Source organism: Myxococcus sp. SDU36 (genome assembly GCF_030168875.1).
In the GTDB taxonomy this organism is placed as follows: Bacteria; Myxococcota; Myxococcia; order Myxococcales; family Myxococcaceae; genus Myxococcus; species Myxococcus vastator.
The window spans coordinates 7999418-8019853 of record NZ_CP077414.1 but is presented as its reverse complement, the minus strand read 5'-3'; the positions used below and the strand labels follow the sequence as shown (position 1 = coordinate 8019853).

The following is a 20436-nucleotide window of genomic DNA, read 5'->3' as shown; positions in this document are numbered from 1 at the left end:
GCCCCCGCGCCTCAGATGGGGGCCTGGATGACGTAGTAGATGGAGTTGAAGTAGCGGTGGAGCGCGTTCAAGAGCGCCACCAGGAACGGCCACCCCATCGTGCTGAAGCCCAGCAGGGCCGCGGTGACGATGGCGTACTCCACCATGGACTGGCCGCGAGCGGCCCGTGACTGACGCGGGGACTTCCTCATGGGGCAACGCTCCGGCGTAGCAGCGTGAGCTGGACCTCGACTCCCGGGCCCGGCGAGCGGCCGCGCAGCACCGCGCGGCCACTCACGGACTCCTTGAGCACTTCGAACCCGACGCCATTCGACTCCACGGGAGCGGGCGTCCCCACCTGCCAGCCGCGCTCGCGGAAGAGGTCGCCGTAGCGCCGCGCCGCCTCGGCCGGCGAGTCCGCCTGGAGCTGGCCCGTCACCACGTGGTGCGAGGCGCCCTCCATGTTGAAGTTCACGGTCCGGGTCTCCGCGAGTTCAGCGGGCACGGGAAGCCAGCCGGGCACGGCCGCCGCGCGCTGCAACATGGGCCCCACCTGACCGGAGGACACGAACACCAGCGTCTCACCGCCTTGGGCCAGCGTGGACACCAGCCGCACCTCTTCCGTGGCGGGGCTCCAGTAGCCCACGTAGCCGCCCTTCTCTCCGTGGCGTTGGTGCAGCACCGGCAGCCCCTTGGCGAGCAGGGCCTGCGTGTAGTGCTCCAGGACCTTCGCGGGCGCGTCCTGGGTGGAGAACCACGCCACCGCCATGGGCGCCTCGGGCCCCAGGTAGTCAGCGGCCAGCGCTTCCGGGCGGGTGGCGTTGGGGTACGGCGGGAAGTGAACCAGTGCCCGCTGGAGGATGGCCTCCTCCGCGGGCGTGCGCACCCAGCTCCGGGAGGCTGTCTCCACGTCGGTGCCCAGCTCCGGCGGGCTCCACTCCTGGCTGCTGTCGCTGCCCCGGTAGATGGCGTGCTCCCAGGAGAAGCCGATGAGGCCGCCCACCACCGCCACGGAGAAGAGCAGCGCGGGAATCCGGACAACGGGGCGCGTGGCGGCAACAGGCGTCAGCACGACTCCGACCTCGCGCAACCCAGGTACCAGTTGCCGCGCGCCTCATAGGAGCGCTGGTTGTTGTCGCCGTCCCAGTCCTGCCACTCACTGCTGAAGTAGCCCTGGCGGCTCCCGCCCTGCTGCTCAATCTCCTCTTCAACGCCACCTCCGCCTTCGTGGGGCTTGATGGAGAGGCTGGGATTGCGAGGATCATCTCCCGGCGTCTTGTAGCCCCGGGGCCGCAACCGCAGGCCCTGGTGCAGGAGACTGGAGCCAATGGCCTGGCTCACCAGCCCCTCCACGGCCGAGGACATCTGCGAGAAGGCCGGGTTGTCATCGTTCTGATAGAGCTGGATGACACGCTCGTGCAGGCCTCTCCCCCCGGGTGTACCCGGCCGCACGTCGGCGTGCTCCGTGAGCGCCCAGGTGTCGGTGAGGATGGCAATCTGCTCCCAGGGGAGCAGGTAGACGTTGTCGCCCCGGCCGTGGGAGCCGGGGTCTCCGTTGCCCGTCGCGTTGTTATGGACGCCGTTGGCCCGGTCCTGCGTCTCCTTCGCCAACTTCACGCGGGAGAACTCCGGAAGGAACGTCTCCGGCAACAGGTAGTTCTGCACGCCCAGGCGCGCGGAGCAGCGGATGAGGCCACCTCGGCCGAAGGTGTCCATGAAGGACTGGTGGAGCGACACGCCATACGCGCCCACGGCCTGTGCATCCAGCGTGCAGTACACCTGCTGCCCGCCGGGGTTGAGCCAGCAGGCATGGGCGACGACGTCGGTGTGGTGGGATTCGTCGTTCTGACACTCCGGCCCTTTCCCCGGCCCGTAGCTGTCGAGCCCCGACTCATGGTCGCAGTACATGTACCGCGAGTAGGCCTGTGCCATCTCGAAGCCGGAGAAGGCCTCCGTCGTCGTCCCGCCGTCTTCCGTCGCCACCGACTCAGGTTCCTTCTCGTAGTCGAGGACGGTGTAGTCCCACGCGGTGGTGAGCGAAGTCTCCTGCGAGTCCAGCATGTGGCGCAGCAGGTCGAAGAGGAACAGTGAGTAGAGGAACACGGGGATGATGACGAGCATGCACACCGCCATCTCCACGGAGGCGGCGCCTCGACGGGACGCCCGCGTCACAGAGACACCCCCGGGACCTGCGCCAACCGCGACGCGTCGGTGTTCCCCGCTGCGTTCAGCACCTCCGCGGCCTCATCGGAGCTGATGGGATGCAGCTTCGCGCGCCAGTAGGGGCTGAAGAGGTTGGGGGCCTCGCGCCAGCCATTCGCGCCAAAGCGATGGTAATAGACAAGCGCTTTGGAGATGGCCACGCCCTCCTGCGCCGCGAGCGTGAGCGAGGCCGAGCCCTGGGCACCATGGTCCAGCCGCACCTGCGCCGATGAATTCAGCTCCCAGGGCGCCCGCTTCGGGTCGCCCACCCGAAGCTGCCGCGTGAGGTAGCTGTAGACGCGAGGTTGACCCCAGTCACGCGCCGAGGACGGGTTGGCGCGGAACTTCATGAAGCAGTTGCCTGAACGGGCGCAGCCCGACAGCGCGTTCGCGTTGACGCCCTCGAAGTTGTGCGAGCCCGAATGCGCGCCATCCGGCTCGTGGCCGCCGCCATTGGCGTCGCTCCAGACGCCCGCCTCATAGCTGCTGGTCCAGGTGAAGCCGTGCCGCCAGGTGTGAAGGATGCGGCCCTCTTCCTGCGCGGCGCTCGTCGTCCCTGAGTTGCCCCCCCGCTTTCCACCGCTGTTGACCTCGGACTTGTTCTGGACCGTCTTGGAGGTCCCCTCGTGTTCGAGTACCCGGTAGGAGCCCTGGTCCGGGATGTCCCGGAGCTCGCTGAAGAAGTCCGGGTGCAGATAGGAAGGCTTCATGAGGCCCAGCCGGTCCCCCTTGTAGCCGCGGTTGGCGCCCCAGTCCGAGCGGGTGGCATTGGCGATTTCGGTCATCACCCGCGCCAATGCATCCGGAGAGGCGTTCTCGACGCTGTTCCGGCAGTCCATTCCATCCACCGCGCAGTTGAACTCGTTCGCGTTGAGTCCCCCCACCGCTTGCGAGAGGTCACTGGCCCCGGGGACGCTGTACTGAGTCAACAGCGACAGGCCGTGGCTGCGTCCATCCCGCACCGCCTGGAGCGTCTGGGAATGGGCCTCGCGCTGGGAGGCGTGGAGGTTGTCGACCATCAGGTCCACCCCTCGCACCGCGGCGTTGAAGCTGGACTCGAGCGAGCGGACCTTCTGGTCGTAGTCCTGCCCCGCCTTGTCGAACTCGCCGGCGATCTTCTTCGCCTCGGCGGCGTGGGCGCAGTGCACCGCGCAGGTGTAGCAGGAGAAGCACTTGGCGAGCTCCATGAGCGCGATGGCGTTGAAGTTCTTCGCCGAGGCTCGCATCATCTCACCCGTCACGCTCGACGCCGCCATGTAGGCATGGATGCTGTTCATCGCGACGTAGGAAGCAGCGATGCCCCGGTTGCTGACCGCATAGTAATTGAGCGACCGCGCCTCCAGGACAGCCATGGAGTAGGCCAGCGCGTCGCTGTGCTGCTGCAGGCCCATCTTCTGGCGCAGCGCGTGCGCGAGGTTGAAGCTCAGCGTCACCATCAACGCCAGCACCAGGAAGGACAGCGCCCCCAGGACGATGGCCTGCCCCCGCTGCGCGCGTCTCCGGGCCTTGGGACTCAATAGGCGAAGGGGAAGGCGCATTCGTTGCTCCCTGGCAGGGCTGCCCGGTTGAGGAAGAAGTTGGACTGCATCCGCATGGTGTAGGTGGCGCGGATGGGGGAGATGAAGATGCGCTGAGCGGCGGCCGCCTCCAGCAGCGACTCCGTGCGGTCGGGAGCACCGTCTCCCTCGGGCGTCTCGCCCTGCATGCGCAGCACGGACGTCATCTTCCGGCCGCGGGTGGACTGGTAGATGACCCAGTCCGCGAAGGGGATGATCATCCGGTAGTTGAACGTCACCTGGACGCGCAGCTTGGTGCGGTGGCTCTCCCTCCAACCGGTGGGCGCGGTGTTCCGGGGGTCATCGAAGTCCAGCTCCGGGCCGCCCCCGCCGACGTCGCCCCGCGTGGGCCCGCAGATGGTGACTTCCGCGTGCTTGAGCGACGTGCCGGGAATCTGGTTGCCTCGCAGGTCCTGCCACTTCTGCTGGAACTCCGCGGCGCTGCCCACCGGGGGGATGTGGGCGCGGTTCTGCACGCCGCTCGGTACGCTCAGCAGCGGCAACAGCACCGCGAGCGCGGCCTTCTCCATCACGTCCACCTTGGCGCTGTTCAGCGCCCCAGCCCGCACGGCCTTGTAGGCGGCGTACTTGGTCAGCAGCCGCGCCTGGTGCATCAACCCCAACTGCAGGATGCCCAGGATGAGGAAGACGAACAGGGGGAGGACAATGGCAGCCTCCACGGCCGCCTGGCCCGACTGATTCCTCTCACGATGACTGCCCATGGGCACAAAGACTACCCAGCGATCCCCGCAAAAAGAAAAACCCAGCCCCCTCCCGGCCCGCAAATAATGGCATCCACTGTCGGACTTCAGACAGACACCACCCGCGGGGGCTGGAAATGGCCCCAAACCCAACACCAGACAAACCCTGTCAGACAGGCAACCAGGCAGGGGCTGCCTAACGCCGCCGGACAAGCTCCTGGATGAGTTCGACGTAGCGGCGGTTCTTCGGGTTCAGCTTGAACGCCCTGCGGAACGCGTCCTCGGCCTGGCCCCACTGGCCTTCGCCCTGCGCCACTTCACCCAGGAAGGCCCAGCCCTCCTCCAGCGAGGGCTCCTGGCGCAGCACCTCCTGCAGCTCCTGCTGCGCCAGCCGCCCGTGCGCCTCCGGCTTCATCAGGTAGCGCGCGTAGGCCCGGTAGGCCTGGTACAGCGGCTTCGGGTCGATGTCGCAGGCGTACTCGAAGTACTCGAAGGCCCCCGCGTGGTTCCTCGCGGCCAGCCGGCGCTTCGCTTCGTCGAACTGCGTGGTCGCGTCCAGCAGGTCCGTGCGGATGCGGAACTGCTCGGCCGTGGTGGGCCGCGTGCCCCGGTCCTTCTCCCGATGCGCCGCGCGCCGCTTGCGCCACAGCAGGTTCTGCTCCGCGTCCGACAGCGCGCCAAACGCCTTCGCATGGGCCGCCAGCAGCACCTCCGCCTTCTCGCGGAGCTCCGGCGTATGGAAGCGCAGGGGCGCGTACCGGTCCGCCAGGGCCAGGAAGGCCTTGCGCAGCGGCACCGGCTGCACGTCCTCGGGCACGTCCAGCAGCGCGAAGGGGTCCTTGCTCCGGTGCGACATGAAGGCGCTCACCAGGGCATCACGGGCCGCCTCGTCCTCGTCGGAGAACGGCGTCCCCTGTGGAGCCGGCGCCGCCACGGGAGGCGCCACCGGCTCGGGCGCCGCCGTCCCCGCGCTCAGCCGGGCCGCCTTCGCGTCCACGTCCTCCGCGAAGCCCGCGACCTCCAGCAGGCACAGCGCGTACAGGCGCCGGAGCACCATCTCCGTGTCGAAGCCGGTGCGCTCCATCAGCTCGCCGAAGGTGGGCCTCAGCCGGAGCGCCTGGAACAGCCGCGCGTCCTTCGACGACAGCTTCAGCCCCGCCTCCGTGCCCGGCATCTGCCCGAAGCGGCGCTCGTCCGTGAAGGTGAAGTGCGTGGCCACCGCGTCGAACGGCATCACATTGGCCACGCCCGTGAGGATGAGCTGGCCCGTGTTCGTCCGCACGCTGGCGTCCGGAGGCTCCACGTCGGCGATGAGCCGGTACTTCGCGTCCACCCAGCGGAAGCAGTCCAGCAGCTTGTGCGCCAGGTTCGCCTGCAATTGCTTGTACAAATCGAAGGGACTGATGAGGCCCTTCTGCACCAGCAGGCCGCTGAGCGGCACCTCCGCGGAGATGCTCTCCGACAGCGCCTTCTGGTAGTCCGTCTCCGACAGCTTGCCCTTCTCCACCAGGTACTTGCCCAGCGTCTCGTGGAGGAGGTTGGACTGGCACGCCACCGGCGCGCCGTCCTCGAAGACGATGCGCTTCTCCCGCTGGCGCACCTTCAATTCCAACGTACAGGTGCGCTCCTCCGCCATCAGCGCGTGAAGCAGCAGGGGGAACGGCGTATCGGCCAGCACTCCCTCCCGCTGGCGGAGGACCTGCGACGGCGTGGGGAACATGGGCGAGAGCCTAGCGCTACTCGCCCAGGTACTCCTCCATCCCCGACGCGCTGGGTGGCTCGCCATACGCGCCGGCGTCGTAGCGGCCACCGTAGCCGCGCTCCGGGGTCATTCCGAACCGGGGCAACACGGACGCCAGCCCCCCCAGCACCAGGGCCACGGCCGCCGCGTACATCAACGGCCGGCTGGGCCGCGCGCGCCAGGCCCACTTGCGCTCCCGGCGCCGCTGGAACCGGGGCGCCACCACGTATTCCCCCCAGGCCAGGTCACGCATCCGCTTCGCGTCATCACCACGGCCCGCCCGGCGCAGGGCCTTGGCCAGCAGGTAGCGGCCTTCCACCGTGCCGTGCCGCACCTGGCAGTAGCGCTCCAGCGCCTCCACCGCGCCCGCCACGTCGCCGCGCTTCAGCCGGAAGCGTCCGCGCTCCAGGTCGATGGCGCCCAGCTTGTGGTCCGCGTCCAGCTTCGCCGCCTCGTCCAGCAGCAGCTCGCCGCGCTGGGAATCACCGGCGCCCAGGTAGGCCACGCCCAGCAGGTACAGCGTGTCCACGTCCTCGTCGCCCGCCTCCAGGTTGGGCTTGAGGATGTCCACCGCCTCGGCGTAGCGGCGCTGCTCCACGCGGATGTCCGCCAGCTCGTGCCGCGCGCGCCGCTCATGCGGGTTGGTGAGGATGGTGCCCGCCAGCTGCCCCGCGCGCTGGAAGCGCTTGAGCAGGCGCACCGGGCTGGGCAGCACCTGCCAGGTGAAGCGGTCCGCGACGAAGATGATGACGAGAATCAGGCCCAGCGACAGCAGCGGGCTGCCCGTCAGCAGGGTGAGGAACAGCCACAGTATCCACTTGCTCATATGCCTCTCGAAATCCGTTCCGGTGGACGCCGTCCTAGAGCAGCCGCGCGCACACGGCGCTGTGGACGTCCGCGCCCTTCTCCGTCAATGCCAGCCGCCCGTCCCGCAGCGTCGCGAAGCCATGCGCCACCAGCCGCGCGACCTCCGCCCGCCGGGGCTCCACCGGCTGCCCATATCGCTGACAGACGGCCTCCCAGTCCACGCCCGACACCAGCCGCAGGCCCATGGCCAGGCGCTCCGCGAAGAGCTCCTCCGGGCCCAGCGGCTCGCGGCCTTCCTCAGGCAGCCGCCCCGCCTCCGCCTCCACGAGGTAGCGCTCCGCGCTGCGCAGGTTCACGTACCGGTGCGGCTGAGGCGACAGCAACATGCCCGTGGCCCCCACGCCCAGCGCCAGGTACTCCCCGCCCGTCCAGTACAGCGCGTTGTGGCGCGAGCTGCACCCCGGCCGCGCGTGGTTGGACACCTCGTAGCGGTGCAGGCCCGCCGCCCCGTACACCTCGCGCACCACCCGCGCCATGTCGACCACGGTGTCGTCGGGCGGCAGCGCCAGCTCGCCGCGCTTGAGCCGCTTCGACAGGGGCGTGTCCTCCGCCAGCACGTCGCGCTCCACCGTCAGCGCGTAGGTGGACAGGTGCTCGGGAGAAAGCGCCACCGCCCGGCGCGCATCCGCCTCCACCTGCGCCACCGTCTGCCCGTGCACGCCATAGATGAAGTCCATGGACACCACCGGGAAGCCCGCGCTCCGGGCCGCGTCCACGGCCCCTTCCACCATGGCCGCGTCATGCGCGCGCCCCAGCGCCTTGAGCGTCTCCGGCTGGAAGGACTGCACCCCCAAGGACAGCCGGTTCACCCCCGCCGCGCGGTAGCCCGCGAAGCGCTCCGCGTCCGCGCGCTCCGGGTTGCCCTCCAGCGACACCTCCACGCCGGGCGCCACCCGCAGCCGCGCGGCGAGGCCGTCCAGCACCTGGGCCACGTAGCGCGGGTGCCACAGGGACGGCGTCCCACCGCCCAGGAAGATAGAGTCGAGCACCTTCCCCGCGAGCGAGGGCTCGGCGGCCAGCCGGGCGTCCAGCTCCGCCAGCACCGCGCGGGCGTAGCGCTCCTCCGGCACCTGCCGCGCCACCGCCACCGCGAAGTCGCAGTACGGGCACTTCGCGAGGCAATACGGGAAGTGCAGGTACAGCCCGAAGCGGGCCGCCGGCATTCCCGTGAGGACATCCACTGGCGCGTCGAAAGGCATGAAGGGGAAACCTCTACCTCTTGCCCTTCAATTGCGCCTCCAGCCGGGCAATCTTCGCCTTGTACCCCGCCGCGTTCTCGAGCGCTGTCTCGGCCGCCACCAGCTTGCGCTTGAGGTTGGCCGCGTCCGCCTTGAGCTGCTCGCGCTCCGCCTCCCAGTCCGCTGGCGCACCCGCGCGCTGAGAAGGCGTCCCCGGCTGCTCCGCCAGCTTCACCTCGAGCGCCTGCCGCGCCTCCTGCTCCGCTTGCAGCGAGGCCTCCACGTCGGCCCGCTTCTGCGCCTCGGCCTTCAGCGACGCCTCCGCGCGCGCCAGCTTCGCCTCGGCCGCCGCGCGCGCCGCGTCCGACTTGCCGCTGGCCGTCGCGGCCTGGGCCTTCGCGCCTTCCAGGGCCCCCTCCATCATCTTCAGCCGGCCCTGGAGGCGCTCTGCCTTGTCCGCCTCGGCGCGCGCGGCCTCCAGCTCCTCGGTGAGCGCGGCCACCTGCGCCGCGGCGCCGCCCTGCCCCGCCGACAGCGACTCCACCTGGGCCTCGGCCTGGGCCGCCTTCACCTCCGCGTCGGTGCGCTCGGCCTCCGACGCCTCGCGCCGCGCCCGCTCCAGGGACAGCGCTTCGTGGGCCTTCGCTACCTCTGCTTGCAGGCGCACCAGCTCCGCCTCGCGCTGCGCGGACGCCGCCTCCAGCATGGACACCCGGGCGGACAGGCCGACGCGCTCGGCGTCCTTGGTGGCCGCCTTCAGCTCCACCGCGGCGAGCTGCTCCTTCCACGACGCATGGTCCGCGTGCGCGGCCTCCACCGCCGCCGTCAGCTCCGTCACCTTCGTCTCGGCCTGCTGCACCGCCTCGCCCAGCGCCGCCGCGTCCGCTTCCATGCGGTCGCGCAGCGACACCTGCTCCACCTCGGCGGCCTCCAGCGCCTCCCTCAGCGCCGCGGCCTCGCCCTCCGCCAGCTGCGCCCGCTCACTGGCCTGCGCCAGGCCCTCCTCCAGGGCCTGTGAGCGCTCCTCGGCCTTGACCGCCTCCGCCGCCAGCTTCGCCTTGAGCTGGGTCAGCTCCGCGGTGCGCGCCTCCAGCGCCTGGCGCAGCGCGGGCAGCTCCGCCGCCTCGGTGGTGCGGGCGGTGAGGGCCGCGCGCAGGCCCACGATTTCGGCGTCCTTCAACGCCAGCGAGCGCTCCAGCTCCGCCACCTGCTCCTGCAGGGTGCGCAGCCCGTCCTCCACCACGGCCAGTTGCTTGCGCGCCTCGTCGCGCTCGGCCTCCAGCGTGCCCGCGCGGCCCTGGGCCTCCTCCAGCGAGCTCTTCGACCAGTCGCTCTCGCTCTCCAGCGCGCTCAGCCCGGACTGGGCCTCCGCCAGCGCGGCCTCCAGCTGCGCGGCGCGCAGGCCCAGCGAGTCCTTCTCCGCCGACGCCGCCTCCAGGTCGGTGGTCAGCCGCTCCACGTCGGCGATGGCCTGCTGGTACTGCTCCTGGACGGCCTCCAGGGCGCCCTGGGCCTCGGACTTCTCCGCGGCCAGCTCCGCCACGCGGTCCTGGGCCAGCGACAGCGCCTCCTTCGCGCCAATCAGCTCCTCGGCCACCGCGCCGCGGGCCTCGCGCTCCTCCTGGAGCTCCGACGTCAGGCGCGGCACGTCGGATTCCACCTCCGCCAGCGCGCGCGACAGGTCCTTGCGGTCCGCCTCCACCGCGGTGAGCTCTTCCTGGAGGCTGGCGAGCCGCGACTGGGACTCCGCCGCCGCCCGGGCCAGCTCGTCCTGGAAGGCGGAGACGCTGGCCTTCGACTCCGCCAGCTCCTTGCGCGCCAGCGTCAGCGACTGCTTCACGCCGTGGAGCTCTCCGTCGCGCTCCGCGTACAGCGTGCGGGCCCGCGCCAGCGTCTCTGTCTTCTGGCGGACCACGGCCCGGAAGTACTCCAGCTTGTCCTCGGGCGAGCCGCCCATGGGCATCCGGATTTCGGGCGGCTCACCGAATGGATCATTCCCCGGGGTCCTCGCGGCGCGGACGGCGGGGGCAGGAGCGGCGGCGGCCGGGGACGCGGGCGCCTTCGGGGACGCGGGCGCTCCCGTGCCCTTGGGCACGGCGGCCAGGGGGGCGGCCGGGCGGCGCGGCGGCAGCGGAGGTGGAGCGGCGGGCGGTGGAGCCGAGGGCGGTGGCTTCGGCAAGGGCCTGGAGGCCACGGGGGCGGGGGCGGCAGGGGCCGCCGACGCACCGGTGTCTTCCAGGTCCAGGCTTTCGCGCAGGTCCGCGAGCGGATCCACCTCTTCCGGAGGTGACGGCATGGGCGGGCGCAGGTTACCCCCCGGACGGGCGCGCCACCAGAGACGCGTGGGCAGGTGCGCGTCCGAAGTCCATCCATCCGGTCAGACGGCAGCCGTACAGTCTCCTCGACGCCGAGGCTCCCGGGCGTTAGCCAGTGAGGGAAAACATCACACCTCGCCTTGCCCTCCCAGGGGGCCGGTGACACCTTCGAAGGTTTCCATGGCCATCCGCTACGCGCTACCCAACGGGCTTACCGTCGTCTTCGAGGAGCAGCACGCCGCCAAGGTCGCGGCCTTCCAGGTCTGGGTCAAGGCCGGGAGCGCCGACGAGCGGCCGGACCAGGCGGGGCTGGCCCACCTGCACGAGCACATGCTCTTCAAGGGCACCGAGCGGCGCGGCCCCGGTGAGGTCGCCCGGGACGTGGAGTCCCATGGCGGCGAAATCAACGCCTGGACCTCCTACGACCAGACCGTCTACCACATCGTCATCGCCAGCCAGTTCGCCCGGATGGGCCTGGACATCCTGGGGGATGCGGTGCGCCGGTCGGCCTTCGACGCGGGCGAGCTGTCGCGCGAAATCGAGGTGGTGTGCGAGGAAATCAAGCGCAGCCAGGACACGCCGTCCCGCCGCGCCTCCCGAGACCTCTTCTCCACCGCCTACCAGGTGCACCCCTACCGGCTGCCCGTCATCGGCACCGATGAGAGCGTGCGCGGCTTCACGCGGGAGCGGGTGCTGGAGTTCTACCACCGTCACTACACGCCGAAGAACCTGGTGCTGTCGGTGGCCGGTGACTTGCGCGAGGCGGACCTGCGCGAGTGGGTGGACGACATCTTCGGCGGCGACTGGGGCCGGCCGTATGAGGGCCGGGTGGCGCGCGCCCCAGAGCCGGTGGCCGCGGGCCGGCGCATCCTGCTGCGCCCGGACGAGGTGAAGGAGGCCTACCTCCACCTGGCCTTCGGGATTCCCCAGGCGGACCACGCGGACGTGCCCGCGCTGGACGTGCTGGCGATGATTGCCGGCCAGGGCGACGCGTCCCGGCTGGTGCGCGAGGTGAAGCGCCGCCACAACCTGGTCAACGACATCCACACGTTCGCCTATACGCCCACGGACCCGGGCATCTTCTCCGCGTCGCTGACGCTCCAGCCCGCCAACGCCGTCCGGGCGCTGGAGGAGACGGCGCGGGGGCTGGCCACGCTGCGCGCCACGCCGGTGACGGCGGAGGAGCTGGCCACGGCCAAGGCGCTGGTGGAGGCGGAGGCCGTGTACCAGCGCGAGACGGTGCAGGGCGTGGCCCGGAAGATGGGCTTCTACCAGTCCGGAATGGGCAGCCTGGAGGCGGAGGCCCGCTACTACGAGGCCGTGCGCGGCCTCACGCCCGAGCACCTGCGCGCCGCCGCCGAGCGCTACCTGCGCTTCGACCGCGCCGTGGTCACCGGCCTGCTGCCGGAGGGCACGCCGCTGACGGAGGCGCAGGTCCACGAGGTGCTGGACGCCGTGGACCGCGAGCCCGCCGCGGCGCCGCCCGAGCGCAAGCCGCGCAAGGTGGCCGTGAGTGACTCGCCGGTGCGCATCCTGAAGGGCACGGGTTCGGGCCCCAGCGACATCATCACGGAGAAGCTGCCGTCGGGCGCGACGATTATCGTGCGCGTGGAGCCGGCGGTGCCGCTGTTCGCCATCCGCGCCGCCTTCGCGGGCGGGCTGCGCTACGAGACGCCGGAGGACAACGGCATCACCACGCTGCTCACCCGCAGCCTCACGCGGGGGACGCCGACGCACCACGCGGAGGAGGTCTCCGACCTCATCGACGCGTTCGCGGGCAGCCTGGGGGGCCAGAGCGGACGCAACTCGGTGGGCCTGCGCGGTGAGTTCCTGTCGCGCCACTTCGAGCCGGCCTTCCGCCTCTTCGCGGACTGCGTGTTGAACCCGTCGTTCCCGGAGGCCGAGGTCGCCCGCGAGCGCACGCTGCTGCTCCAGGACATCCTCACGCGCGAGGACAAGCCGTCCAGCGTGGCCTTCGACCTGTTCAGCAAGACCATCTATCAGACGCACCCCTACCGGATGCCCACCACGGGTGAGCAGGCGTCCGTGGAGAAGCTGACGCCGGAGTTGCTGCGCGCGTGGCACGCGGCGCACATGGACCCGTCTCAACTGACGCTCAGCGTGGTGGGCGACGTGAAGGTGGACGAGGTGATGGCGCTGGCGCGCGAGTACTTCGGCGCGTCGCGCGGCAAGGCGGCCCCGCCGCCGAAGGTGCCCCTGGAGGCGCCGTTGGAGGGGCCTCGCGAGGCGAAGAAGGTGCTGGCGCGGGCCCAGACGCACCTGGTGCTCGGCTTCCCGGGCGGCCGGGTGGGCGACCCGTGGCAGCACGCGCTGGAGGTGCTCTCCACGGTGCTGTCCGGCCAGGGCGGGCGGCTCTTCGTGGAGCTGCGGGACAAGCGCTCCATGGCGTACAGCGTCAGCTCGTTCGCCATTGAAGGCGTGGATCCGGGCTACTTCGCCACGTACATGGGCACCAGTCCGGAGAAGGTGGACGCGGCGCTGGCCGGCATCCGCGCGGAGCTGGAGCGCGTGCGCGACGAGCCCATCCCCGCCGAGGAGCTGGCGCGCGCCAAGCAGCACCTCATCGGCACGCACGAGATTGGATTGCAGCGCAACGGCTCACGCGCGGCGGTGCTGGCGCTGGACACCTGCTACGGCCTGGGCCTGGAGAACTTCCTCCACTACGCGGACCACGTCGCCGCGGTGACGGCGGACGACGTGCGCGATGTGGCGCGCAGAATCATCAACTTCGACCGCAGCGCGATGGCCGTCGTCGGCCCGTAGCGAAGCGGTGTCCCTCGGGAAGACGCGCCGCCCTTAAAGGGCGGTGCTCCCGAGGGCGCCTTCAATGGCTTCGAGCAGGGACTGTGCCGGGGCGCCCGGAAGCGTCGCGCAGCCCCGCGCCAGCTCCCGCTTCATCCGGAGCCGGTCCGGGCGTGAGCGCGCCTCTCCCGCCAGCGCCTGCGGGTCCACCGGCGTGGCCAGCAGCGTCGCGCAGGTGCGGAAGGCCTCCAGCCGGTCCAGGTCCTCTTCGTTCAGCGTGACGGGCGTGCCATCCAGCGCCAGCCCGCTGAAGGACAGTCGTTGAATCTCGTCCGCCGTCAGCACCAGCGCCCCATTGAGGGTGAGCCGGGGCGGAGGTAGCGGGCCCGGCCCACCCGCCAGCTCCACCACGCCGTCCACGCGCTTGGGCTCGCAAGGCACCTCGCGCAAGGACAGCAACTCAGCCCGCTTGCGCGTCTCCCGCGTCTCGCCGCTGCGGGAGAGCTGGACGATGCCGGCCACCACCGCGGGGACGCCGACAATGAGCAGCCCCAAGCCCCACCCCGTGGCGACGTCGCGGCTGGAGGCGCCGTAGCGGCCCTGCTCGTCGATGGCGGAGCGGTTCGGCGTATCCGAGAACAACGAGCGTCCCACCAGCAACGTCCCGCCCAGCACCGCGAGGACGCCGCCGCTACTCACCTCCGCCGCCGCGCCCGTGTTGCCGTGCAGGGAGATGATGTCCTCCGCGTACTCCCCATGATGCTCGGTGCGACAGATGTCCGACGAGGAGAACGCCAGGGTCAGCCGGGGCCACTGCACCTGCGCCGTGGCGAAGGGGATGCGTTCGTTCAGCGCCTTCTCCTGGGACCAGGTCCGCAAGAGCGGCCCGCGCTCCGTGCGCCGCTCCACGTCCAGCGGCGCGCACCCCACCGCCATCACCAACACCGCCGCCCCCAGACGCTTCATGGCCGGCCCCCCCGGAAGAAGCCCGCGACGTCCGGGCACCCGGTGAGGAACCGCGTCGCGTCCGCACAAGCCGGGGGGTGGTCCGTGGACGTGCCCCGGCTGAGCAGGACCTCGCGGCACTCCAGGACGCGCTCCCGCGTGGGGGATGCGAAGGTAAAGGCATCGTCCTCGCAGCCCGTCCGCTGGAGGAGGGTGGCCTCGCAGCTCAGCCCCAGGTCCAGTTGCACCGCCACGCAGGAATAGGCCGCCGCCGACTGGCACAGCCGGACGACGACATCCCGACAAACGGCGGCATCCGGCGCGTCCGGTCCAGAGCAGGCAATCAGGCAGACCAGGGGCCAACAGTGAATGAGGCGTCTCACGGTGCTTCCACGCTAGCCACGCTGGGATTAAAGGGCCCGCATGTCCCAGACCTATCTGTCACTCACAGTGGAGTTGCCCGAGGAAGCGTCCGAGGCCGTACAGGACCTCATCCACGAGTCGGGCGCGCTGGGCCTTGAGGTGAGGGATCGCGAAGCGCCTCTCATGCCGGGCGTGCGCGGACCGAACCCTGGCGAGGCCATCATCATCGGCTACTTCGACGAGCGCGACACGGCCGAGTCCGCCCGTGACGAGGTGGCGGCGTCCTTCCCCGAGGCCAGGCTCACCTTGGACGAGCAGCCCCAGCAGGACTGGAGCAACGAGTGGAAGTCGCTCATCAAGTCCGTGCATGTGGGCAGGTTGTGGGTCGGTCCCCCATGGGACAAGGCGAACGCGCCCGCGGGCACCGTGCAGCTCGTGATTGAGCCGAAGATGGCCTTTGGCACCGGTGACCACCCGACGACGTCCCTGTGCCTCGCCGCCGTGGACGCGTACATGGCCGAGCACCCGGGCGCCGCCGTCCTGGACGTGGGCACCGGCACGGGCGTGCTGGCCATCGCCGCGAAGAAGCTGGGCGCGGGCCGCACCGTGGCCACCGACAACGACCCCGTCTGCGTGGAGCTGGCGCAGGAGAACCAGTCGGAGAACGGCACGCCGGACATCGAAGTCTCCGGCAAGGAGCTGACCCAGGTGGAGGGCTCCTTCGACCTGGTGCTCGCCAACATCCTGGCCAACACGCTCATCGAGCTGGCCCCGCTGATTGTGGCGAAGACGAAGGACCGGCTCGTGCTGGCCGGTGTGCTCGCCCACCAGCGCGCGGACGTGGAAGCCGCCTACCGCAACCTGGGCCTCACCGTGCTGACGGGCGCCACCCAGGGCGAGTGGGTGCGCATCGACCTGCAGCGCTGAAATGCATGGCGCCGTCCCCGTGTGACAGGCGCGGGGACGGCGGCCCGCGAGCTATGGCTGCTCGACCCGGACGGGCCGCAGCGCACCATCCAGCACCACCACCGCCGTGCCCAGGCCGCCGCTCTGCATTCGCGAGTAACGGACGTCGCGGATGGTGACGTGCCATCCATCACGGCGCTCCTCCACTTGATAGGTGGGCAGACGCAGCCAGTTGGCCAGCCCCCGAATCTGCGGCGCCGACAACGCGGCCTGGATGACGGGCCCCGGCCGAGCTTCGCGCGGCACACTGGCGTCACTGATGCGGAAGCGGCCCGCGTCGTCCGCCAGGAAGTCGGCTCGGACGAAGTGGTAGCGGTCCGGCCCCACGGCGATGATGTCCCGCACGAAGGGGTTGGCCGGCAGCGGCCCTGCAATCGCGCGCTCCACGGAGAGGTCCTGCGAGCGCAGCCACTCCAGCGCACGCGGCGCGGCCACCTGCGAGCCCACGAAGATGGCGCCCAGGTAGAGCAACAAGCCCACGCCGCAGACCCGGGCCACGCGCTGCGCGGAGAGGACGTGGGTCCCCCGCAGCCGCAACCAGACGATGGCGGCCACGCCCACGGCCCACAGCACCTTCGCGGGCCACGGGACGAAGGCGGGAACCATGATGAGCGCGGTGGAGGCCACGCCGAGCACCCCCCACCCCGCGGCGGACCCGCGAGTGCGCGCATCCGCCATGATGACGGCGGCGCCCGCGAGCAACCACACCCACGGGTCGACGATGAAGAGCGCGTCGCCGTAGAACCACGTCCCGTCAAAGGGCATCAGCAGCCGGACGCCATACGTGTTGAGCCAGTCCAGCGCGGGGTGGCTCAGCACCGACACCGTGGACAACACCAGCAACGGCCCGAAGCGGGCCGGCGGCAGGTCCGGATGCCTGCGTCGGCGCACGTACCTGTCCCAGAGCAGCATCAGCCCGGTGAGGACGAAGGGCCACAGGGCCAGGGCGAGCACGCCGTGTGTCCAGCCCCGGCGCCAGTAGAGCGAGGCATCCGAGCCCGCGAAGGCGACGAAGCCATCGACATCCGGCAGGTTGGCGCCGATGACGAGCGTCGCGGTGGCCAGCGGCGTGGTGCGCTTCAGCCCCGCCTCCGCCATCCACGCGCCGACGAGCGAGTGAGCCAGGTTGTCCATAGCCGCACTCTAGGCATGCCCGCACCGGCAGGCGTCGCTCCAGGGTGGTGGGCCCCGCGCCCGAGACACGGTAGCGTCACGCCCGCGTGGAGACGCCGCCCCCTTCCCGGCCACCGACCGACGTCCGCTCCCAGCTCGTGGGGCCGATGCTCGCCTACCTGCGCGCGACGGGGCGCGACCCGTCCCCCCTGGTGGAGCGCTTCGGACTGCCCGCCAACGCGAGCACGCTGCCCGAAGTCACCCTCCCGCTGGCCACCCTGCACGCCTTCCTCGACGCGGCCGAGGCCCTGTCCGGAGACGCCTTCCTCGGCCTGCACGTCGCGCAGCGAGTCCCGCGCGGAAACTACGGACTGGTGGAGTACATCGCCCGGGCCTCCCCCACCGTCCGTGACACCTTCCGCGCGCTGGCCCGGTACATGGCGCTGCTGGAGCCCGCCTGGCGCGCCTCCTTCCAGGACGCTCCGGACGGCAGCGGCACCTTCGTCTACGGCATCCCCGGCGAGCCCCTGGCCTACGGCCGCCACGCCAGCGAGTTCGGCCTGGCCCTCTTCGTCCACGTCGGGCGCCAGCTCACCGAACACCCGTGGAACCCACGCCACGTCTCCTTCGCCCACCCCGCACCGGCGGACCTCCGCCCGCTCGAGGAACACTTCGGCGTCACCCCGGCGTTCGACGCGGGCCGCAACGCGCTGACGCTGGACGCGGCCACGCTGGCGCTGCGCGTGGTGGACGCGGACCCCGTCCTCCTCTCCGTCCTGGAGCGCGCCGCCGGCACACCCGCCGCCGAGCCGCCCTCGGCGCCGCCCACGCCTCCCTTCCTGCAACAGGTCCGCGACGCCCTCCGCGCCGCCCTGAGCGACGGAGCGCCGCAGATGGGCGACGTAGCCAGGCAGCTCCACGTCAGCCCCCGCACCCTCCAGCGCCGGCTCGCCGAGCACGCCACGTCCTTCCAGGACGAGGTCGACGCGGTGCGCCGTGAGCTGGCCTTCGACTACCTGCGCGACGCACACCTGGGAGTCAGCGAGGTGGCCTTCCTCCTGGGTTATTCGGAGCTGAGCACCTTCGACCGCGCCTTCAAGCGGTGGACGGGCATGACGCCCCGCGTCTGGCGCGAACGGCCCGAAGCGGGCTGAGCCCGAATGGCGTGTCCGGCCAGGAGATTGGCGCCCGCGGCCAGGAAACCCGGCGCCACTTCCCCTACGCTGCGGAGCATCCACACCCCTTCGCTTCCGGAGGACGCATGCTCAAGCCTCATGTCGTCGCCCTCTTCGATGAGTACTACTCCTCGCATCAGCACCCGACGAACCGGCTGACGCACAAAATCGCCATCCCGCTCATCGTGCTCCACATCGTCGCGATGCTGGACTGGGTGCACCTGCTGGCGGTGCCCGCGATTCCGGGCGGCTCGCTGACGCTGGGCATGGGGGTGCTGGCGCTGGCCAGCGTCTGGTACCTGCGCGCCGACGTGAAGCTGGGCCTCATCGTGGTGCTCTTCATGGCCGCGTGCTTCCCGGTGGGCCGGCTGATGCCCACGTGGAGCGTGGTGGTCGTGGCCGCGTTCGCGTGGCTGGTGCAACTGGCCGGGCACAGCGTGTGGGAGAAGAAGTCGCCTTCCTTCCTCACCAACCTGGTGCACGCGCTGGTGGGTCCGCTCTTCTTCGTCGCGGTGCTCCTGGGGGACTACGTCCTCAAGCCGCAACAGCAGGCCACCACCACGCCGGTCCGCGCGTAGTCCCACGCCATGACGAGCTTCGCCGACAAGCTGCGCGTCTGGTTGCCCCTGCATGAGAACGGCGTCAGCCGCGCCGCGCACTTCGTGGGGGCCTACATGTTCACCTTCGCGTGGCTCGTCCCGCTCAGCTTCGTCCGGCTGCCCGTGGGTGGCGTGACGCTCACGGCGGCCCACCTGCTGCTGCTGGCGGTGGTCCTCTACGCCGTCTCCTTGGAGTGGACGGCGGGGCTGCTGATGGCGCTGCCCCTGGTGCCCACGCTGCTCGCCGCGGAGGCCGTCGTCGCACGGTTTCCGGCGGGCACCGCCGCCGCGGTGGCGGTGGGCGTCATGGCCGTACGCTTCGCGCTGGTCGTCGGCGCGCACGTCGTCTTCGAGAAGAAGACGCATGGCCTGTCCCTGGGCGGGCCCCTGCTCTTCTTCATCGAGCCCGTCTACCTGCTCACGGTGGCCCTGTTCTCCGTGGGCCTGAAGCATACGCTGCGGGCCGAGGTGACGACGGGCCCCGGCGAGTCACAGCCCGCTTGAGCGCCCCAGCCGCGGCGAGGCGCTACGCGCCCGCCGCGGCCTTGAGCACGGACGGTACGTCCCCAGGGGTGCGCGGGCCATGCAGGGAGTAGACGACCACGGACTCCCGCCGGCCCTTCACGTGCGCTTCGCCCAGGCGCTCGCCCATGAAGCGCCCGCCGCTCATCTGCCACGTCCGCTCGCTCACCAGGATGTCCACGCCGTGTGACTTGGTGAGCCCCTCCACCCGAGACGCCAGGTTCACCGCGTCACCGATGACGGTGTACTCGTGCTGCTCGGCGCCGCCGAGCATGCCCGCCGCCACCACGCCGGTGTGCAGGCCGATGCCAATGCGCAGCGGCGGCAGGCCTCGCTGCGCGCGCTGGGCGTTGATGTCCTCCAGCTTCGCGCGCATGTCGAGCGCCGCCCGCATGGCCAGCTCCGCGTGGTCCTCGCGCGCATCCGGAACGCCCCAGCACGCGAGCATCCCGTCGCCCAGGAACTTGTTCACGATGCCGTGGCGCGCCATGACGATGTGGGCCATGTGCCCGAAGTAGTCGTCCAGCAACGCCAGCACCTGGCCCGGGTCCAACGTCTCGCTCAGCGTGGTGAAGTCACGGATGTCGCTGAAGAGGATGGTGACGTCGCGCTGCACCGGCTGGAGGGAGTCATCCCCCAGTTGCATCACCCGCTCCACCACCTGCCGGGGCAGGAAGCGGGACAGGCCGTCGCGGCGGCGCAGGTTGAGGAACATGCCGCCCACGTCCGAGTTCGTCAGCGCGATGAGCGCCCCCAGGGCCGCGTAGCAGATGAGGACGAAGCTGGTGCGCGCCACCGAGCCGTGCCCCGTCATCCACGCGAGCAGCGCGTAGGCGCCGCTGGACAGCACCGTGGACAGCAGCACGTGCCACCACGAGTAACGCACCACGGAGAACGCCAGCACCATGCCCAGGCTGGCGCACAACATGCCGGCATCGAAGACGCCGGAGATGCGCCAGGTGTGCCACGCCATGAAGGAGAAGAAGCTGGTGTCCGCCAGCGTCGTGGGCACGGGCAACCACCGGGCCCGGTTCGGGTGCGGCTTCTGGCGCAGCAACACGACGATGGCGACGACGGAGAAGAGCACGTACGCGGCCATGGCCTGCAGGCGAACGCCGTCCACCGGTGCCGAGTACGTCTCCCCGCCGCCCCAGGCGATGACGCCCTGGCTGACCGCCATCAGCGACACCACCAGGACGCGGACGACCGCCACGCGGCGCTCGCCCTGAAGCGAGCTGGTCGCCAGCACCACCTCTTCGTTGGAGTGTGATGAGGCTTTCTCGCTGCGGCGCATGGTGACGAGCACTGCTCGCTATCGTGCCTCAACTCCCCCACGAACAGCGAGCGCCCTGGGCTTCCGCGGTCAGCGCATCTTTTGCGCCTGCCAGGACGCGTCCGGAGCAACGGTCCGCCGTCCTGGCACCTTGAAGTCGGTGGCCCCCAGGGTCAGA

General features: G+C 70.8%; 18 protein-coding genes. 5 read left to right on the top strand and 13 right to left on the bottom strand.

What is annotated here, in order from left to right; all coding sequences use genetic code 11:
• Window positions 1-11: 11 nt before the first annotated feature.
• The 9 genes from KGD87_RS32715 to KGD87_RS32675 all read right to left on the bottom strand — a co-directional run bounded on the left by KGD87_RS32715 (window position 12) and on the right by KGD87_RS32675 (window position 10520).
• Window positions 12-191, bottom strand: a complete 180-nt coding sequence (locus tag KGD87_RS32715) for a hypothetical protein (protein WP_284664861.1) — start codon at window positions 189-191, stop codon at window positions 12-14.
• Window positions 188-1051, bottom strand: a complete 864-nt coding sequence (locus tag KGD87_RS32710; protein ID WP_284664860.1) for a hypothetical protein — start codon at window positions 1049-1051, stop codon at window positions 188-190. Before KGD87_RS32710 ends, KGD87_RS32715 begins: the two co-directional genes overlap by 4 nt.
• Window positions 1045-2100 (bottom strand): hypothetical protein, encoded by a 1056-nt coding sequence (locus KGD87_RS32705; protein WP_284664859.1) that lies wholly within the window; start codon window positions 2098-2100, stop codon window positions 1045-1047. The genes KGD87_RS32710 and KGD87_RS32705 overlap by 7 nt, the downstream gene beginning before the upstream one ends.
• A gap of 47 nt (window positions 2101-2147) precedes the next feature.
• Window positions 2148-3719 (bottom strand): TadE/TadG family type IV pilus assembly protein, encoded by a 1572-nt coding sequence (locus tag KGD87_RS32700; protein WP_284664858.1) that lies wholly within the window; start codon window positions 3717-3719, stop codon window positions 2148-2150.
• Window positions 3695-4459 carry a TadE/TadG family type IV pilus assembly protein gene (locus KGD87_RS32695; RefSeq protein ID WP_284664857.1) on the bottom strand — a complete coding sequence of 255 codons (765 nt, stop codon included), beginning with the start codon at window positions 4457-4459 and terminating at the stop codon, window positions 3695-3697. Before KGD87_RS32695 ends, KGD87_RS32700 begins: the two co-directional genes overlap by 25 nt.
• A 175-nt stretch (window positions 4460-4634) precedes the next feature.
• Window positions 4635-6158 carry a DUF4388 domain-containing protein gene (locus KGD87_RS32690; RefSeq protein WP_284664856.1) on the bottom strand — a complete coding sequence of 508 codons (1524 nt, stop codon included), beginning with the start codon at window positions 6156-6158 and terminating at the stop codon, window positions 4635-4637.
• Between the two features lie 16 nt (window positions 6159-6174).
• On the bottom strand, window positions 6175-7005 hold the full coding sequence (locus tag KGD87_RS32685; RefSeq protein ID WP_284664855.1) for a hypothetical protein: 831 nt from the start codon (window positions 7003-7005) through the stop codon (window positions 6175-6177).
• 34 nt (window positions 7006-7039) lie between these two features.
• Complete coding sequence (gene hemW, locus KGD87_RS32680) at window positions 7040-8245, bottom strand: radical SAM family heme chaperone HemW (protein WP_284664854.1); 1206 nt, start codon at window positions 8243-8245, stop codon at window positions 7040-7042.
• A gap of 13 nt (window positions 8246-8258) precedes the next feature.
• A complete protein-coding gene (locus KGD87_RS32675; RefSeq protein WP_284664853.1) occupies window positions 8259-10520 on the bottom strand; it encodes a coiled-coil domain-containing protein in 2262 nt (753 codons plus the stop codon).
• A gap of 199 nt (window positions 10521-10719) precedes the next feature.
• Here KGD87_RS32675 and KGD87_RS32670 point away from each other — a divergent pair, with 199 nt between their 5' ends.
• Window positions 10720-13323: a M16 family metallopeptidase gene (locus KGD87_RS32670; RefSeq protein WP_284664852.1), complete on the top strand. Its 2604-nt coding sequence runs from the start codon at window positions 10720-10722 to the stop codon at window positions 13321-13323.
• Between the two features lie 33 nt (window positions 13324-13356).
• Here KGD87_RS32670 and KGD87_RS32665 read toward each other — a convergent pair whose 3' ends face one another.
• Window positions 13357-14268 carry a hypothetical protein gene (locus KGD87_RS32665; RefSeq protein ID WP_284664851.1) on the bottom strand — a complete coding sequence of 304 codons (912 nt, stop codon included), beginning with the start codon at window positions 14266-14268 and terminating at the stop codon, window positions 13357-13359.
• Window positions 14265-14630 carry a hypothetical protein gene (locus KGD87_RS32660; protein ID WP_284664850.1) on the bottom strand — a complete coding sequence of 122 codons (366 nt, stop codon included), beginning with the start codon at window positions 14628-14630 and terminating at the stop codon, window positions 14265-14267. Before KGD87_RS32660 ends, KGD87_RS32665 begins: the two co-directional genes overlap by 4 nt.
• A 40-nt stretch (window positions 14631-14670) precedes the next feature.
• On the opposite strand from KGD87_RS32660, the gene KGD87_RS32655 reads away from it, so the two are divergent.
• Window positions 14671-15537: a 50S ribosomal protein L11 methyltransferase gene (locus KGD87_RS32655; RefSeq protein ID WP_284664849.1), complete on the top strand. Its 867-nt coding sequence runs from the start codon at window positions 14671-14673 to the stop codon at window positions 15535-15537.
• Between the two features lie 51 nt (window positions 15538-15588).
• Here the strand turns inward: KGD87_RS32655 and KGD87_RS32650 are convergent, their stop codons facing one another.
• On the bottom strand, window positions 15589-16710 hold the full coding sequence (locus KGD87_RS32650; protein ID WP_284664848.1) for a metal-dependent hydrolase: 1122 nt from the start codon (window positions 16708-16710) through the stop codon (window positions 15589-15591).
• Window positions 16711-16796: 86 nt separating this feature from the next.
• On the opposite strand from KGD87_RS32650, the gene KGD87_RS32645 reads away from it, so the two are divergent.
• From KGD87_RS32645 to KGD87_RS32635, 3 genes are all read left to right on the top strand, one after another.
• Window positions 16797-17843 carry an AraC family transcriptional regulator gene (locus KGD87_RS32645; RefSeq protein WP_502887977.1) on the top strand — a complete coding sequence of 349 codons (1047 nt, stop codon included), beginning with the start codon at window positions 16797-16799 and terminating at the stop codon, window positions 17841-17843.
• Between the two features lie 107 nt (window positions 17844-17950).
• Complete coding sequence (locus tag KGD87_RS32640; protein ID WP_284664846.1) at window positions 17951-18442, top strand: Mpo1 family 2-hydroxy fatty acid dioxygenase; 492 nt, start codon at window positions 17951-17953, stop codon at window positions 18440-18442.
• Window positions 18443-18451: 9 nt separating this feature from the next.
• Window positions 18452-18967, top strand: a complete 516-nt coding sequence (locus tag KGD87_RS32635) for an Mpo1-like protein (RefSeq protein WP_284664845.1) — start codon at window positions 18452-18454, stop codon at window positions 18965-18967.
• 22 nt (window positions 18968-18989) lie between these two features.
• Here the strand turns inward: KGD87_RS32635 and KGD87_RS32630 are convergent, their stop codons facing one another.
• Window positions 18990-20279: an adenylate/guanylate cyclase domain-containing protein gene (locus tag KGD87_RS32630; protein WP_284664844.1), complete on the bottom strand. Its 1290-nt coding sequence runs from the start codon at window positions 20277-20279 to the stop codon at window positions 18990-18992.
• Between the last annotated feature and the right edge of the window lie 157 nt (window positions 20280-20436).